The sequence below is a fragment of the Formosa sp. F44 genome (genome assembly GCF_056238645.1).
On sequence record NZ_JBWDLJ010000002.1, the window covers coordinates 1,105,268 to 1,122,099 of the forward strand.

The 16,832-nt window shown below is 34.5% G+C and carries 15 protein-coding genes; 9 read left to right on the plus strand and 6 right to left on the minus strand.

All coding sequences use genetic code 11. The annotated features are described in order from the left end of the window. The first annotated feature begins 2 nt into the window (after positions 1 to 2). The 3 genes from prfA (at position 3) to AC0UBM_RS09875 (ending at position 2,780) form a co-directional block, all read left to right on the plus strand. Positions 3 to 1,079, plus strand: coding sequence for a peptide chain release factor 1 (gene prfA / locus AC0UBM_RS09865; protein WP_475688487.1), 1,077 nt, complete (start codon positions 3 to 5; stop codon positions 1,077 to 1,079). A gap of 77 nt (positions 1,080 to 1,156) precedes the next feature. Continuing rightward, entirely contained in the window at positions 1,157 to 1,975 is an 819-nt protein-coding gene (gene pyrF / locus AC0UBM_RS09870) for an orotidine-5'-phosphate decarboxylase (RefSeq protein ID WP_475688488.1), read from the plus strand. Between the two features lie 7 nt (positions 1,976 to 1,982). Further along, the gene (locus AC0UBM_RS09875) at positions 1,983 to 2,780 is read left to right on the plus strand and encodes an ABC transporter substrate-binding protein (RefSeq protein WP_475688489.1); all 798 of its coding nucleotides are present in this window, start codon (positions 1,983 to 1,985) and stop codon (positions 2,778 to 2,780) included. Here AC0UBM_RS09875 and AC0UBM_RS09880 read toward each other — a convergent pair. From AC0UBM_RS09880 to AC0UBM_RS09890, 3 genes are all read right to left on the minus strand, one after another. Beyond that, positions 2,746 to 2,973, minus strand: a complete 228-nt coding sequence (locus tag AC0UBM_RS09880) for a Lacal_2735 family protein (protein ID WP_414036015.1) — start codon at positions 2,971 to 2,973, stop codon at positions 2,746 to 2,748. The two genes, AC0UBM_RS09875 and AC0UBM_RS09880, sit on opposite strands and share 35 nt — an antisense overlap. Before the next feature lie 78 nt (positions 2,974 to 3,051). Next, positions 3,052 to 3,252 carry a Lacal_2735 family protein gene (locus AC0UBM_RS09885; protein WP_475688490.1) on the minus strand — a complete coding sequence of 67 codons (201 nt, stop codon included), beginning with the start codon at positions 3,250 to 3,252 and terminating at the stop codon, positions 3,052 to 3,054. 196 nt (positions 3,253 to 3,448) lie between these two features. Then, entirely contained in the window at positions 3,449 to 4,201 is a 753-nt protein-coding gene (locus AC0UBM_RS09890; RefSeq protein WP_434035273.1) for a DUF4197 domain-containing protein, read from the minus strand. 209 nt (positions 4,202 to 4,410) lie between these two features. On the opposite strand from AC0UBM_RS09890, the gene AC0UBM_RS09895 reads away from it, so the two are divergent. Next, complete coding sequence (locus AC0UBM_RS09895; protein ID WP_434035274.1) at positions 4,411 to 4,989, plus strand: hypothetical protein; 579 nt, start codon at positions 4,411 to 4,413, stop codon at positions 4,987 to 4,989. On the opposite strand, the gene purU is transcribed toward AC0UBM_RS09895, so the two are convergent. Further along, a complete protein-coding gene (gene purU, locus AC0UBM_RS09900) occupies positions 4,986 to 5,840 on the minus strand; it encodes a formyltetrahydrofolate deformylase (protein WP_414036011.1) in 855 nt (284 codons plus the stop codon). The genes AC0UBM_RS09895 and purU overlap by 4 nt on opposite strands. 145 nt (positions 5,841 to 5,985) lie before the next feature. Here purU and AC0UBM_RS09905 point away from each other — a divergent pair, with 145 nt between their 5' ends. The 4 genes from AC0UBM_RS09905 to AC0UBM_RS09920 all read left to right on the plus strand — a co-directional run bounded on the left by AC0UBM_RS09905 (position 5,986) and on the right by AC0UBM_RS09920 (position 14,457). Further along, complete coding sequence (locus AC0UBM_RS09905; RefSeq protein WP_475688491.1) at positions 5,986 to 9,414, plus strand: methylmalonyl-CoA mutase family protein; 3,429 nt, start codon at positions 5,986 to 5,988, stop codon at positions 9,412 to 9,414. A gap of 399 nt (positions 9,415 to 9,813) precedes the next feature. Beyond that, positions 9,814 to 11,361: a PhoX family protein gene (locus tag AC0UBM_RS09910; protein ID WP_038527623.1), complete on the plus strand. Its 1,548-nt coding sequence runs from the start codon at positions 9,814 to 9,816 to the stop codon at positions 11,359 to 11,361. 15 nt (positions 11,362 to 11,376) lie between these two features. Next, complete coding sequence (locus AC0UBM_RS09915; RefSeq protein ID WP_475688492.1) at positions 11,377 to 13,194, plus strand: cytochrome-c peroxidase; 1,818 nt, start codon at positions 11,377 to 11,379, stop codon at positions 13,192 to 13,194. A 105-nt stretch (positions 13,195 to 13,299) separates the two neighbouring features. Continuing rightward, entirely contained in the window at positions 13,300 to 14,457 is a 1,158-nt protein-coding gene (locus AC0UBM_RS09920; protein ID WP_475688493.1) for an MFS transporter, read from the plus strand. A gap of 118 nt (positions 14,458 to 14,575) precedes the next feature. Here AC0UBM_RS09920 and AC0UBM_RS09925 read toward each other — a convergent pair whose 3' ends face one another. Together AC0UBM_RS09925 and AC0UBM_RS09930 are read right to left on the minus strand one after the other, a co-directional pair. Then, positions 14,576 to 15,229 (minus strand): hypothetical protein, encoded by a 654-nt coding sequence (locus AC0UBM_RS09925; protein ID WP_475688494.1) that lies wholly within the window; start codon positions 15,227 to 15,229, stop codon positions 14,576 to 14,578. 76 nt (positions 15,230 to 15,305) lie between these two features. Next, positions 15,306 to 16,034, minus strand: coding sequence for a J domain-containing protein (locus AC0UBM_RS09930; protein ID WP_475688495.1), 729 nt, complete (start codon positions 16,032 to 16,034; stop codon positions 15,306 to 15,308). A gap of 132 nt (positions 16,035 to 16,166) precedes the next feature. Between AC0UBM_RS09930 and AC0UBM_RS09935 the strand changes: the two genes are divergently transcribed. Beyond that, on the plus strand, positions 16,167 to 16,778 hold the full coding sequence (locus tag AC0UBM_RS09935) for a DEAD/DEAH box helicase (RefSeq protein WP_414036004.1): 612 nt from the start codon (positions 16,167 to 16,169) through the stop codon (positions 16,776 to 16,778). The last annotated feature ends 54 nt before the right edge of the window (positions 16,779 to 16,832 follow it).

The window sequence follows — 16,832 nt, forward strand, 5'->3', positions numbered from 1 at the left end:
AGATGTTAGACAAGTTACAAATAGTAAAACAACGTTTTGATGAGGTGAGTGATTTAATCATTCAACCAGATATTATTACAGATCAGAAACGTTATGTACAATTAAATAAGGAATATAAAGACTTAAGAGGCTTAATGGATAAACGTGAGGAATATATTTCCTTAACAGAAAACATTAAAGAATCTGAAGAGATTATAGCGGATGGGAGTGATGCAGAAATGGTTGATATGGCCAAAATGCAATATGAAGAAGCGAAATCTCGCATACCAGAATTAGAGGAAGAAATTAAAGTAATGTTAATTCCTAAGGATCCGGAAGACACTAAAAATGCGGTTGTAGAATTACGTGCAGGAACAGGTGGAGATGAAGCGAGTATTTTTGCTGGAGATTTATTTAGAATGTATTCTAAATATTGTGAAGGTAGAGGATGGAAAGTTGATACTGTAGATTACAGTGAAGGAACTAACGGCGGATTTAAAGAAATTCAGTTTGAAGTTACTGGAGAAGACGTATACGGTACCTTAAAGTTTGAAGCGGGTGTTCACCGTGTACAACGTGTGCCACAAACAGAAACTCAAGGGCGTGTACATACCAGTGCCGCTACAGTAATGGTATTCCCAGAAGCAGAAGAATTTGATGTTGAAATTAATCCGAAAGAAGTTAGAGTCGATTTTTTCTGTTCGTCAGGACCAGGAGGACAATCGGTAAACACAACGTATTCTGCGGTGCGTTTAACACACATTCCTACCGGATTAGTGGCCCAATGTCAAGATCAGAAATCGCAACATAAGAATAAAGAAAAAGCATTTAAAGTATTATGTTCTCGTTTATACGAAATGGAATTGGCCAAAAAGAATGCTGCCGATGCCGAAAAACGTGGTACTATGGTAACTTCTGGAGATAGAAGTGCTAAAATTAGAACCTACAATTATTCGCAGGGACGTGTAACCGATCATAGAATTGGATTAACATTGTACGATCTAGGGAATATTGTTAATGGGGATATCCAAAAAATAATTGACGAATTACAATTAGCAGAAAATACTGAAAAGTTAAAAGCTAATGACGATGTCATTTAAAAATAATTAGCCTCGTTTAGAGGCTTTTTTATTACACATTTTTAAAGTTAAGTTTAAATCTACAAAAGTAAATTACAGTGACTACCGAACAATTAATTGAGCAGATTAAAATAAAAAAATCATTCTTAGCAATTGGCCTTGATGTCGATTTAAATAAAATACCACCACATTTATTAGAAACCGAAGATCCTATTTTCGAATTTAATAAAGCCATTATAGATGCGACACATCATTTATGTGTGTCTTATAAGCCTAACACTGCATTTTATGAGGCTTATGGATTAAAAGGTTGGAAAGCTTTAGAAAAAACTATTAATTATTTAAATGAAAATTACCCTGAGATTTTTACCATTGCCGATGCAAAACGCGGGGATATTGGGAATACAAGTACTATGTATGCCAAAGCATTTTTAGAAGATTTAGCATTCGATAGTGTGACTGTCGCACCGTATATGGGTAAAGATTCAGTAGAGCCTTTTTTAACGTTTAAAAATAAGCATACTATTCTTTTAGCTTTAACCTCTAATCAAGGTGCTTTCGATTTTCAAACCAAAACCATAGAGGGTAAGGAAGTGTATAAGCAGGTTTTAGAAACTTCTAATACATGGGAGAATTCAGAACAACTTATGTATGTTGTAGGAGCGACTAAAGCAGAATACTTAACAGATATTAGAAAAATTATTCCAAATAGTTTCTTATTGGTTCCAGGTGTTGGTGCCCAAGGCGGAAGCTTACAAGACGTATGTAGATATGGAATGACAGCTAATGTAGGCTTATTAATTAATTCGTCTCGAGGAATTATCTACGCCTCTAACGGAACAGATTTCGCCGAAGCCGCTGCGAAGAATGCCAAAATGCTCCAACAAGAGATGGAAACCATTCTAAATTCGAAATAACATATTGGTGACTCGCTTTAAAGATCAATTACATAGAACCTTCCATTTAAATAAGGTTCCAAGACGTATAGTATCTTTGGTTCCTAGTCAGACAGAATTGTTATGTGATTTAGGGCTGGAAGATCGTATTGTTGGAATTACTAAATTTTGCGTGCATCCAACTCCATTGTTGTCTGCTAAGAAAATTGTAGGCGGTACAAAGCAGGTTAATTACGATAAAATTAAAGCATTACAACCCGATATTATTTTATGTAATAAAGAGGAAAATGCCAAAGATATGATTTCTGAATTGGAACAAATTGCACCCGTTCATATTTCAGATATTTATACAATAGACGATAGTTTAGAGCTAATATGCATGTATGGGGAGATCTTTAATATTCCAGAACAGGCAAACACTTTAATAAAAGGCATAAAAAAAAGTAAGTCAGAATTTGAAGATTTTATGTCTATAAAACCTTTAAAAACGGTTGCTTACTTTATTTGGAAATCACCATGGATGGTTGCCGGGAACGAAAATTTTATCAATCATTTATTAATTCAGAATAAATTAGATAACGTTTTTGCGCATCAAAGTAGATATCCTGAAATAGATATTGAAAAAATTACGATAGAACCCGAGCTAATATTTTTATCTAGCGAGCCTTTTCCGTTTAAAAATAAACATATAAAAGAGGTCCAAGCTTATTTTCCAAATTCCAAAATAATATTGGTCGACGGAGAAATGTTCTCTTGGTATGGCTCTAGATTATTAAAGGCTTTCGACTATTTTAAAGGGCTGAGCGAAATCTGTCGTGATCATTAGATTCAACACGTATCATTTCCTTTTTTAGCTTGGTAGCTTCGAAATATAAATAATCACTTAAACTACTATCTGTTTGCATTACATTATAAGCTTCTTCAATAAAAGACTTATATAAATTTTGTAATTCTTCTACTTTTAATAGTTTCTTTAGACTTGGTCTTACGTTTCCTACTTTACTAAATTGATTTTTCATAATATTAAGTTATTTGAATATTATAACGTAAAAACCATGCCAAAAACTTTAGAGATTAGTTAATAAAACTATAATGTTTTATTGAGTTGGTAAATTGTTTTCTCCACGATATAAATACTCCAGCCGATTCAATTTGTTTAATAATTTAATGGCTTTATATTCGGAAATATCACTTATTGCGGCATCGGTCTGGCGAAAATTATAAGCCCTTTCAACAAGTTGTTTGTAGCGTCTGTTTAGTTTCTGCTTATTTTCTTTGAGGCGGTCATTTGGTTTCATCTTATTGGCTATTAGTGTTTTAAATATACACTAAAAAAATAAATGCATGAACAGACAAATCATAAAATTTACCAAAAAAAAAGCAACTCTAGTTTAAGAGTTGCTTTTAGTTGATATCAATTTCAGTTAAACAGATTATAAATCGGTAAGAAAATTGCTTATGCTGTACGACTAAAACCTTAAAAGTTGGCCGTTATTAATCTTGTAGTTCGAATACCGATTGTAATAATTGTGTAGACCGAGCTGCTGTCGATTTTCGTATCTCTTTTTCTTCTACGGCAATCATAGTATATACACCTTGTAAGGCTTCTTTAGTTACATAATCTGTTAAATCCGGGTTAACTTGAGTAACAAAAGGCATACTATTATATTTAGAAATTAGCCCTGTCCATACTTTGTCGGCACCTACTTTGCTAAAAGATTCATTAATTACAGGATTAAACTTTTTATATAGTTCTGTTTCCGTTTTAGAAGTTAAATAGGTTGTTGCAGCATCGTCACTTCCTAGTAAGATGCTTTTGGCATCATCAAAAGTGATGTCTTTTACAGCATCAACAAAAATAGGTGTAGCTTCTTTTACGGCATCTTCTGCGGCACGGTTTAGTACCTTTATACCTTCGTCTGCTAAATTGGCTAATCCCATTTTTCGTAAAGCGGTATCTACTTTTTGCAATTCGGCTGGGAGCAAGATTTTAACTAAGTCGTTTTTATAAAAACCATCCGTTTGGGTTAATTTATTAACCTGATCTTCTATTCCTAAATTTAAGGCTTCTCTTAATCCCGCAGCAATATCTGTATTAGACATGTTTATAATTGATGACGCTGTTGAAGAAGTAGAAGTTGATGAGGACGATGTTGCTTTCTTAAATGATTTAGCAAGATCGCTTAAGGTTTGCGCAGATGTGTTTAAAGAAAACACTATCGTGCAGACTAAAATAATATGTTTCAAAAGTTGTTTTTTTAGGATTTGAAACGCAAAAATATGCGTATAATTTTAAAAAAATGCATAAATTTAGATGAATTCGAGTTTTTGAAGGCAAACACTTGTTTGCAACAGATGGTTTTAATACCTCAATTTTTAGACTGAATATACACGAGACTATATATTAAAGGCAAGATTTAATCGTGTCCATTGCATTTTAATACACCAGCGTAATCATGACAATACCTCCACTTAAAATGGTAAGTTTTTCTAGCAAAGGCTATAAAAAAGAACTCATAATCTCTACAGATCAAGTTGATGTTATGCAAGCATTTTTGGTTGAAATTTTGTCTTGCGATGTTATGATTATAAATACCAACTTGGGGTTAGATGTTTATTATAATCATGTACATAATAAGAAAAATCAAATAGAAAGTGCATTCCTCATTTTACTAGCTAAGCAAGGAAGAAGTATTTTAGATTTTTTCTGTTATGATTTAAACTCTGTAGATGAAATCACCCTTAAAATTCATCATTATTTTAAGCGTTTAATAGAACATCCGTTGTTATTTAAAAGCTACTCTAAAAGTTTGTGTTATCAAATCAATTTTAACTACGCGCAAAATTCTAAAATAATTGAAACTTTATTCTCGATTTGGCAGGACGAACTATTGCGTTTAAACAACACAAACATTCAAGTTTATATTTTAAGAACCTTCTTATCTAATTTACAATTAACCTATATACAGCAGTCTTGTAAACCCGAACTGCAAGATTTATTAAGGTCTGTTATAAATATAGAACGAAGTAATTAATAGAAAATAATGGTTTTGTTATTAAACACCATTACCTTCCTGTTTATATGATGTTTAATGGCGTTGGCCAATACAATTTTCTCTAAATCTCGACCTTTAGCAATTAAATCTTCAATAGCTTGGTTGTGAGAAACTCGTGTTACATCTTGCTCGATAATAGGTCCAGCATCTAAATCTTCTGTAACATAATGACTTGTCGCTCCAATAATTTTAACGCCGCGTTTGTAAGCAGAATGGTATGGTTTCGCTCCAACAAATGCTGGTAAAAACGAATGGTGAATATTAATAATCTTGTTCGGATATTCGCTAATTAACTTCGGAGATATAATTTGCATATAACGCGCCAAAACAATAAAATTAACCTGGTGCTTCTTTAGTAATTCCAATTGCTTAGCTTCTGCTTCAGGCTTGGTGTCTTTGGTTACTGGAACATGGTAAAAAGGAATATTAAAACTATCGGCTATAGGTTTTAAGTCTAAATGATTACTTAATATAAACGGAATGTGTACATCTAATTCTCCCGATTTATAACGTCCTAAGATATCGTATAAGCAGTGATCGTATTTAGATACAAAAAGTGCCATTTTAGGCTGTACTTCAGACGTGTAAATACGCCATTTCATTGAAAACTGTTTAACTAATGTGCTTTTAAACGTATGTTTTAGTTGTTCTAAATCTAAGGTGTCTGTTTCGAATTCACTTTCTAAACGCATAAAAAATATATCCTGCTCGCGATCTACATGTTGGTCAATATATATAATGTTTCCGCTGTTTTGAGCGATAAAATTAGATACTGCTGCGATGATTCCAGATTGATCATTGCAGTGCATTAAAAGTGTGATTTTATTCATCTTAATAGTTTTCAATAAAAGATTAAAAATAGTTAAATTTTGAACGTATACACTACTTGAAATGCTTTTAGATAAATTAAGTTAAATACAAGTTATTTTTGAATATTCCGTAAATTGCGTCTCAATTAAATAGTTTTTATTGATAATGAGACAAGTAGATCCTTACAAGCCAACATATAAAGTACGAATAGTTACCGCAGCTTCCCTTTTCGATGGGCACGATGCGTCTATAAATATCATGCGACGCATCATCCAATCAACTGGAGTAGAGGTAATCCATCTGGGGCACGATCGCAGTGTCGAGGAGGTTGTTAACACAGCAATTCAAGAAGATGCCAATGCGATTTGTTTAACATCTTATCAAGGTGGACATAACGAGTATTTTAAATATATGTTCGATTTGCTTAAGGAAAAAGGCTCGGAACACATCAAGATTTTTGGTGGTGGAGGTGGTGTAATTTTACCTTCGGAAATCAAAGAACTTATGGATTATGGTATCGCTAGAATTTATTCTCCAGACGATGGGCGGGAACTAGGACTACAAGGGATGATTAACGATTTGGTTAAGCAAGCTGATTTTGCGGTAGGAGACCAGTTAACTGTAGATGTAGATAAATTGAAAGAGAAAAATTCAAAAGCTATTGCTAGAATCATTTCTTCTGCTGAAAATTTTCCTGAAGTATCAAAAGAGACCTTAGAAAAGATTCACACTAAAAATAAGACATCAAAAACGCCCGTTCTCGGAATTACAGGAACAGGAGGTGCTGGTAAATCGTCTTTAGTCGATGAGTTGGTGCGTCGTTTTCTTATAGATTTCCCAGAGAAAACCATCGGATTAATTTCTGTAGATCCTTCAAAACGAAAAACTGGAGGAGCACTTTTAGGAGATAGAATCCGTATGAATGCGATTAATAATTCTCGTGTGTATATGCGTAGTTTGGCTACACGTCAGTCTAACTTAGCGTTATCTAAACATGTGAATGAAGCGGTTGAAGTGTTAAAAGCCGCCGAATACGATTTAATCATTTTAGAAACCTCTGGAATTGGACAATCGGATACCGAAATTATAGAACACAGCGACTTGTCGTTATACGTGATGACTCCTGAATTTGGAGCGGCGACACAGTTAGAAAAAATCGATATGTTAGATTTTGCCGATTTGGTGGCGATTAATAAATTCGATAAACGCGGGGCTCTAGATGCCATTCGCGATGTAAAAAAACAATATATGCGTAACCATAATATGTGGCACGCAGATCCGGATACTATGCCGGTATTCGGAACGATAGCTTCCCAATTTAATGATCCCGGAATGAACACGCTGTACAAAGCTGTGATGGATGGATTGGTAGAAAATTTAGATTCCGATTTAAAGTCAACCTTTACCATTTCGAAAGAAATGAGCGAAAAGATTTATGTCATTCCGCCTTCAAGAACACGCTACCTTTCAGAAATTGCTGAAAATAACCGTGGGTACGATAAAACGGCCGAAGATCAAGTGGTGGTGGCTCAGAAATTATTTGGGATTTTTAAAACCATAGAGTCTATTACGAATGTAGACGTTGAAATTTCTAAAATAGGACTAGATGTAGACAACATTTTAAAAGACACGCAAACGGACGACGATGTTTCATTCGTTAAATTACTTGTTGCACAATTCGATAAAGTAAAACTTAACCTTGATCCTTATAATTGGGAAGTCATTTTAAATTGGAAGGAAAAAGTTAGTACTTATAAGAATCCGATTTACTCTTTTAAAGTCAGAAATAAGGAAATAAAAATAGAGACACATACCGAATCACTTTCACACCTACAAATTCCTAAAGTCGCTTTGCCAAAGTATCAAGCTTGGGGCGATATTTTACGTTGGTGCTTACAGGAAAATGTACCAGGAGAATTCCCATATACATCAGGGCTGTATCCGTTTAAACGTACCGGTGAAGATCCAGCACGTATGTTTGCAGGAGAAGGTGGACCAGAACGTACAAATCGTCGTTTTCATTATGTAAGTGCTGGGTTACCAGCAAAACGCTTATCTACAGCGTTCGATAGTGTGACGCTATATGGTAACGATCCCGATTTACGTCCCGATATTTATGGAAAAATTGGTAATGCCGGAGTCAGTATTTGTTGTTTAGACGATGCTAAAAAACTATATTCTGGTTTTAATTTAGCCGATGTCATGACGTCTGTAAGTATGACTATTAATGGTCCTGCTCCAATGTTACTTGGTTTTTTTATGAATGCCGCCATCGATCAGCAATGTGAGTTATATATTAAGGAGCATGATTTAGTTGAAGATATTGAAGCTAAAATAGATGCCATTTATAAAGCTAAAGGCGTAGAACGTCCTTCATATAATGGAGCACTTCCCGAAGGAAATAACGGACTAGGTTTAATGCTTTTAGGCGTAACCGGAGACGAAGTGTTACCTGCCGATGTGTATTTAGATATTAAAACCAAAACCATTGCGCAAGTTCGTGGTACGGTGCAAGCCGATATTTTAAAAGAAGACCAAGCGCAAAATACCTGTATTTTTTCTACAGAATTTGCCTTGCGCTTAATGGGCGATGTACAAGAATATTTTATCGATAATAATGTACGTAACTTTTATTCGGTATCTATCTCTGGATATCATATTGCCGAAGCAGGTGCTAATCCCATCACGCAATTGGCATTAACATTGTCTAATGGATTTACATATGTCGAGTACTATTTAAGTCGTGGGATGGATATTAATAAATTCGGACCAAACTTATCGTTCTTTTTCTCTAATGGTATCGACCCAGAATATTCCGTTATCGGACGTGTAGCTCGAAAAATTTGGGCAAAAGCCATGAAATTAAAATACGGCGCCAACTCCAGAGCACAAATGCTGAAATATCATATTCAGACATCTGGCCGGAGTTTACATGCTCAGGAAATCGATTTTAACGACATTCGTACCAGTCTTCAAGCATTATATGCGATTTACGATAATTGTAATTCCTTACACACCAATGCTTACGACGAAGCGATTACCACACCAACCGAAGAATCGGTGCGTCGTGCTATGGCCATTCAGTTAATTATAAACAAAGAATTAGGATTAGCTAAAAATGAAAATCCTATTCAGGGGTCTTTTATTATTGAAGAACTAACCGATTTAGTAGAAGAAGCTGTGCTGTTAGAATTCGACAGAATTACAGAACGTGGTGGTGTTTTAGGTGCTATGGAAACCATGTATCAGCGTAGTAAAATACAAGAAGAAAGTTTGTATTACGAAACCTTGAAACACAATGGCGATTTCCCAATTATTGGTGTAAATACCTTCTTAAGTTCTAAAGGGTCACCTACGGTTATCCCAAAAGAAGTGATTCGTGCGACGGAAGAAGAGAAACAATTTCAGATTAAAACATTAGAAAATCTTCATAAAGGAAATGATACTGCCGAATTGTTGAAGGACCTGCAGCATAAAGCCATTCATAACGAAAATATTTTTGAAGCCTTAATGGATGTGTGTAAAGTGTGTTCTTTAGGAGAAATTACAGAAGCATTATTCGAAGTGGGCGGACAATACCGAAGAAACATGTAATAGTAAAGTATAATTAATCCTGTGAAAAACCTCAAATCTATCCGATTTGAGGTTTTTTGTGTTTCAAAAGGTTTAAAAACGCGATTTATTAAATAGAATCATGAAGCTTTAAGAGGATTCCATAGTCCACTCTTAAAAAAGTATTTATGAAATAGTTAATTGGATTATTATAAGCGTGTTAAAAAGTACAGTAATTCGATGTGGCATTACACTTTAAAAAACGCGATTAATTTTCAATTAATATTAGCGTGTGTTTTCCGTTAATTCGTTAATGTTGTGTTAATGCAGGTAACATTTAGATAGCGATATATTAACCAAACTACCTTACTTACATAACAAGATTCCACGGAGCTAATAATAGATTTGTTCACAACTAAAAATCAACTTAAACTTTAAATTATGAACAAAATTATTAGAATTTTTCTTTTATCATTTGTACTAACAGCAACCAGCACATTAGTAGTAAGCTGTGATGTTGAAGATGGAAAAGATGGTGTTAATGGAGTAGATGGAGCAGACGGTGTAGACGGAGAAGATGGTGAAGACGGAGAAGATTTAACGCTTGAAGACTTAATACCTTTAACCGAATCTAAAACACCAAACTTATTAAAAGTAGAAAGTGCATTCTCATCAATTAACATTACAACTATTTTATCTTCTGAAGATAGATTAGAAAGCACTCCAGATTTCGTATACGGTTCTCTTGCAGATGGTGCTGGATTATTAGCAGAAAATGATGGTAGCTTTACTTTAATAAACAATATTGAAGGCGATTATTCTATTGCACGCATAAAATTAAACTCAGATTTACAACCTATACATGGTGATTATATTGTGAATGCGTTCGCAACGGCATTTACTGCACAATGTTCAGGAACTTTAATTACTCAAGAAGAACATGGTTTCGGACCATTATATCTTTCAGGAGGAGAATGGGGAGGTTCATCTAAAGGTGTATTTGCTACAAATCCTTACAAATCTGCCGATGATGCAGATACTGCAATTATGTTACCTAAGTTAGGACAATGGTCTACAGAAAATGCAGTGCCAATAGGTAAAGATGCATACCCAAGTAAAACTGTTGTTTTTATTGGCGATGACCATTCAGACAATTCAGTGCCTTCTGGTCAATTAGGAATGTATGTAGGAAGCCGTGGAAATTTCGATAATGGTAAATTATACGGATTAAAAGTAACAAGTGCTGGTATCGATTTTGAAGCGCAAATGGCTGAAGGAACAGAATACGAAGCTGAATTTGTTGAATTAGAAGAAACTCAAATCGATTTATTAGATGCTGAAGCTAAAGCTAAAGGTGTTATGGGATTCTCTAGATTAGAAGATATCGACTGGAGAAGAGGTTCTGCTGCTAACCAAAGAGAAATTTACTTTTGTGTAACAGGACGTTACAGTGCAGATTTAGTAGGTAAAGGAAGTTTACTAGGTCGTGTGTATAAAGTAGTCTTAAATGAAGAAGACCCAACAGGCCCTGCTAAAATCACTTGTGTTTTAGATGGAGATATTGTAGGTGGTAAAGCAGATGGTTTCCACTCGCCAGATAACATTTTAGTTACAGAAAACTATGCATACATTCAAGAAGACCCGAACGGTTATGCATCTTTAAATTCAGCAATTTCTGGTTTTGCAAAATTATATCAGTATAACCTGTCAACAGGAGAAATTAAAACTGTTTTAGAATGCGACCAAGACTATGCAGAATCTATAGGTTACGGTACAGCATCTTCAATGTGGGAAATTACAGGAATGATTGATGTTACAGATGTTGTAAATAATGGTGAAAACACTTTTATGGTAATGACTCAAAACCATGGTTGGAATGCTCCAGATGGAACATTTTTTACAGACCCAAAAGCAAATTCAGTTTTAGAAGGAGCGACTGCTACTAACGAAGGTTCTGTTTTATTCAAAATAACTGGATTAGAAAGATAAGATAAAAATAAATTCATGAATAACATATTATTTATGAAAGCTAAGACATATACTATAGGTATATGTCTTTTGCTTTTCATGCAAATGGGGTGTAAAAAACAGCCTGACACTGTAAATCAGCAGTTAACGACTAACGAGCACATTTTAAATTTTTTCAAATCTGAAATCGAGCAAAGTGTTCTTGCTTTAGATTCTATTTCAACTTTAAATGCTACATCAGATAAAATTGAAGCTTATAAAAGTGCAAGACATCACTTTAAAGCTTTAGAACCTATTTTGGCATTTGTAGACCAAAACAATTATAAGTCATTAAATGCACCAAATATCCTGCAAGTTCTAGAGGAAGATGCCACAGATATTAAAATTAGAACACCTTTCGGATTTCAAGTTATTGAAGAGTTACTTCATGAAGAACCTTTAGATACTTTGGCATTACACCAGGTGGTTAAAATGACTAGTAGTCGACTAAAATTAATACAAGGAAACACGGCAATCGCACTAAAGGATTATCACATCATTTGGTTATTGAGAAACCAAGTAGTTCGGATTGCAACCACAGGAATTACAGGTTTCGATTCGCCTGTATTGGGGCAATCCTTAACAGAAAGTCAGTATACCTATAAGACATTATTGTATGTAGTAGACGTTTTTAAAGATGAATTTTCTTCGGAAGCTATTTATAACGACTTAAAGTCGTCTTTCGAAAACGCAATAGCTACTTTAAATCACGATTTTGAAAGTTTTGACCGTTTCAATTTTATTAAAAACCATACCGATAATCAACTAAAATTATTAGTACAAACTCAAGATGATTGGCAGGTTACATTTCCTTTCGAAATGGCTTTAACTAACAACGCGACATCTCTTTTTGGTGAGAACACATTAAACGTTTCATATTTTACAGATTATAAAAGTGATACTTTAAAGCTTAAAGAAAAGGCAGAATTTGGGAAGCAGTTATTCAACGACAAATTATTGTCTAAAAACAAAACTATGGCGTGTGCAAGTTGTCATGTTTCAGATTTAGCGTTTACAGATGGAAGAAAAACTTTCGATAACAGACAAACACGAAACTCTCCAACCTTAACGTATGCCGCGTATCAGCAATCTTTTTTTATGGATGGGCGAGCAGGTAGTTTAGAAGGGCAGGTTGTGGGCGTTGCCGAAAATCATGATGAATTTAATTTACCTATGGATTCTTTAGTGAATCGCGTAATGCATAATTCAGAGTATAAAAACTCAATAACTACTTTGTATAATAACGACAGAGTAGAATATAATATTAGACATGCCATAGCATCTTACGTCCGTACATTAAATAGTTTCGATTCTAAATTCGATAAAAATATTAATGGATTAGAGCATTCTCTAACGCAAGAAGAAAAAGACGGATTCAATTTATTTATGGGTAAAGCGGTTTGTGCAACTTGCCATTTTCCACCTTTATTTAACGGCACGGTACCTCCAAACTACACCGATACTGAATTGGAGTTACTAGGAGTTCCTGAAAATAACGATACTATTAATGCGATTGTAAGTACAGACTTGGGCCGTTATAATTTCTATAAAACTAAGGAACGGGAACACTTTTTTAAAACACCCACGGTACGTAACATCGAAAAAACGGCACCTTATATGCATAATGGCGTGTATAATACATTAGAAGAAGTGGTGGATTTTTATAATCGTGGAGGCGGAAAAGGGATTGGTATACAGGAAGAGTATCAAACTTTACCATTTGATTCTTTAGATTTATCTGAATCGGAACAGGCGAGTTTAGTTGCTTTTATGAAAACACTAACCGATGCCGATTTTAATACTAGGAATGAATAGTATGCGATTTGTAATTCGTCTTAAGCGTATTTAAGTTATAATTCTGTAGGTATAGAGATATTCAAATGGTCAATTTTTGCTTAATTTGGTCTCATATTATATACCATGAATAAACTTAGTAATTCAGTTTTATATTTAATGAGCTTTTCGGCTGGTTTAGTAGTTGCAAATTTGTACTACAACCAGCCGTTGCTACATCAAATAGCCGTAGATTTTGGTGTGACAGAATCTCAAGTCAGTCATGTGGCATTGAGCACACAGTTGGGATATGCCTTTGGTTTATTCTTTATTGTGCCGTTAGGCGATAAATTATCGAACCATAAAATATTACAATTCGATTTTATACTTATGGTCATTTCATTATTAGTGGCCGCTACCGCAGGTTCCCTTTGGGTGCTTATTATAAGTAGTTTTTTTATAGGATTCACGTCTTCGTTGCCCCAGCTTTTTGTGCCTATGGCCGCACAGTTAAGCGACGATAAAGGCCGTGGCCGAGCTATTGGTATTGTAATGAGTGGTTTATTAATCGGGATTTTAGGAAGTCGTGTTATTAGTGGTTTTATAGGAGAACAATTTGGTTGGCGAACCATGTATTTTGGGGCGACCGCCTTAATGGTTTTGCTCTTTGTTTTACTTCGGTTTAAGTTACCAAGACTAAATCCTGATTTTAAAGGAACTTATAAAGATTTGTTTCAGTCTATTGTATTCTATTTTAAAACCGAACCAGAATTACGCTTGGCATCGCTTCGAGGCGCCTTGTCTTTTGCGGGTTTAAGTGTGTTCTGGACAACTTTAGTTTTCTTAATGGAAGATGAATTTGGATACGGAAGTACCATTACTGGATTATTCGGATTGTTAGGAATGGTAGGCGCATTGGGTGCAACCGTGGTAGGAAAACTGAATGATAAATTACCAAAGAATCGTATTATTCTATTTTCAACATTACTTTTAATTGTGTCTTGGGGTGTTTTTCTTGTGTCCGGACATTCGATTTTTGGCTTAATTGTGGGTGTAATTTTAGTCGATTTAGGTATGCAGGCGCTTCATATTACTAATCAGAATATAATATTTTCTAGAAACCCAGAAGGACGAAACCGTGTTAATACAATTTATATGGTATCCTTTTTTATTGGTGGTGCTATCGGGACAACCTTAGGTGCCTTGGCTTGGGAACATTACAAATGGGTAGGTGTTTCTGTTTTAGGATTGGTACTTTCTATTTTGATTTTAGTGGTTCATCTGCTTTACAAAAAACGAGTTTAAAACTAAAGACGTATGCTCTTAAAGAGATATACAGATTAGCATATAATAAAAATCCCGAACAAAACTGTTCGGGATTTTTTTATGATGTATAAAGTAAGTTGACTTGTTGTACTCAGGTTTAGTTCATTTTAAATACTAAACCACCACCTAAACTAAACTGGTAAAATGTAGAATATGTGCTTAATCCTGCAGAAGGTCCGTAACCACTAAAGTAAAAACCACCACCTACAGTTTGTACTGCAGATACCAATTGGGCTTGCATTTTTAATCCTACTCTAGGACTCATCCAGTAGATACCTCCAAACTTAGCTCCCCAAGCAAATTTTGTTGCAGTTTCGGTGTTTCCGTTATCTGGGTTTTCTAAATTAGCAATCACCATACCAGCCATTAATCCTCCAAATCCTTGTAAAGGCGAATTAGATGCTCCAAAATAACGGTTTCCGCCAATCATAACATAGTTAATAGTAAGATCGAAATTAGTGAATCGTTCAGTTGCAAAGAAGCCTTCGTCTAAATAATGAGTAGGCGCATTAGTGTCTTGACGTAAATACAATAATTCAACGCCCATATACGGGCTCGTCTTTAACTCTAAACCAGCTCCCCACTGAAAACCGTCTTCTATTTTTCCTTCATAATAGCTTCCGTAATCGTAATACGAATCGAATCGGTCTTGAAACGTATAAGAACCGTATAGGTTCACATTAAATTCTTGTGCAAACCCGATACTTGTAACGAGTGCAAAAAGTATGAAACTGATGTGATTTTTTTTCATGAGAAAGGGTATTGATTATTTGATTTTTTTTTTGCAAATATAGCGTATCTCGTGTATTAGAATTTTACTATAAAGCTTAATTTTTAGTTCGGGTACGTTTTTTCAATTTCTCAATTTTGTCTTTATAATACAGTATAAGTTCATCTACAAAATGTAATGGGTTTTTATAGGTAGAGATAATATCAAAAAGATCCGTTTCTTTTAAGGCTTTAAGTTCTTTTTGTAATTGCTTAAGGGTGAATTCTAAAGCTTCAGTTTTTGAAATTGTTGGTGCCTCTGGAGATTTAGTATTTAAATTAATATCTAAGCTATCAGAAAAAATCTGTGCATGGAATGCCTGTAACGCATTTAAATCTTCATGTTTATAAATATGAATCAGTCGTGTTGTTATCTCTGTGGCCGATTCTTGGCTGTTGGGAGATAAACTAAATTTATCCGGATGCACCTGTAACATGGCTTCTCGATATAAACGCTTTTTTAGCCGAAGTGTTTCTGTATCCGATTCGGTAATATCTGTTTTTTGTTTAGAAGACGCTTTTAAACCTGTTGGTGGGACATAATTTTTACCACGTTGTTTTTGTGCTAAACGTTTGTCTTTTTTAGCCCGTTTTTGTTGCTTGTAAAGGGTGTTTAATTCTTGTGCTTCAACAATATAATCGGTAAGATGTTGCCTTAAGACAGCTTCGAAAGCCTCAATTTGATTAGTTATGGTCTCAAGTTCTTGTTTTACAGCTTCAATAGAAATTTGAAGTTGTAAATTTGCATCGTCGTCTTGTATAATTTTCGGTAATGTATCGTCACTCATACTACAAAAATAGAAGGATACTTCAGAATAAAAAAGTGATAGTCGCTTTGTTTGCTATTGAAAACTGCCTTCAAATTAGGCTAGAGTATGTATAAGCCCGTTCTTTGCAACTTCAAAATAATCTTTAATTTTATGTCTTTTAAAAAAATACTTCCTGTTCTTAAAGAAACTCTAGATCGTTTAGAATTTGAAACCACCACGCCTTTACAGAAAAAGGTGCTTTCTACAATAAAAAGTGGGGCCAATGTATTTGGGATCGGACCGGAAGGTAGTGGGAAATCTACTGCCATTGTGTTAAGTGTTATTCAGAAACTAAAAGGGGAAGCGTTAGGAGATGCGCCAAGAGCCATAGTTTTAGTAAAAGATAAAGCAGAAGCCTTAGCATTAAAGGAAAAATTTGAAGTATTTTCTAAACCTACAGATTTACGTATATACTGTATATACGACGAGTATAAAATTGATGCGCAACGCGAGGAAATTTATATAGGGACAGATATTTTAATTGCAACGGTAAAACGTTTAAATAAATTATACTTTCTTAATAGTATCCATTTAACCGATGTCCAATTAATTTGTATTGAAGATGCTCAATTCTTAATCCGCCAAAATACATATAACGAAATATTGCGTTTGGGAGAAAGTGTCGAGAAATGTCAGTTTGCTGTATTTGCAGACGAGTATGACTCTCGATTAAAACGTTTCGAAAATTCGTTTATGTTTGATGCTTTAAAATTTGAAGTCTAGTTTAAACACAATTAGCGTTTTCTGCATGTGTTTTTCAGACTGTTTTTAATTGCA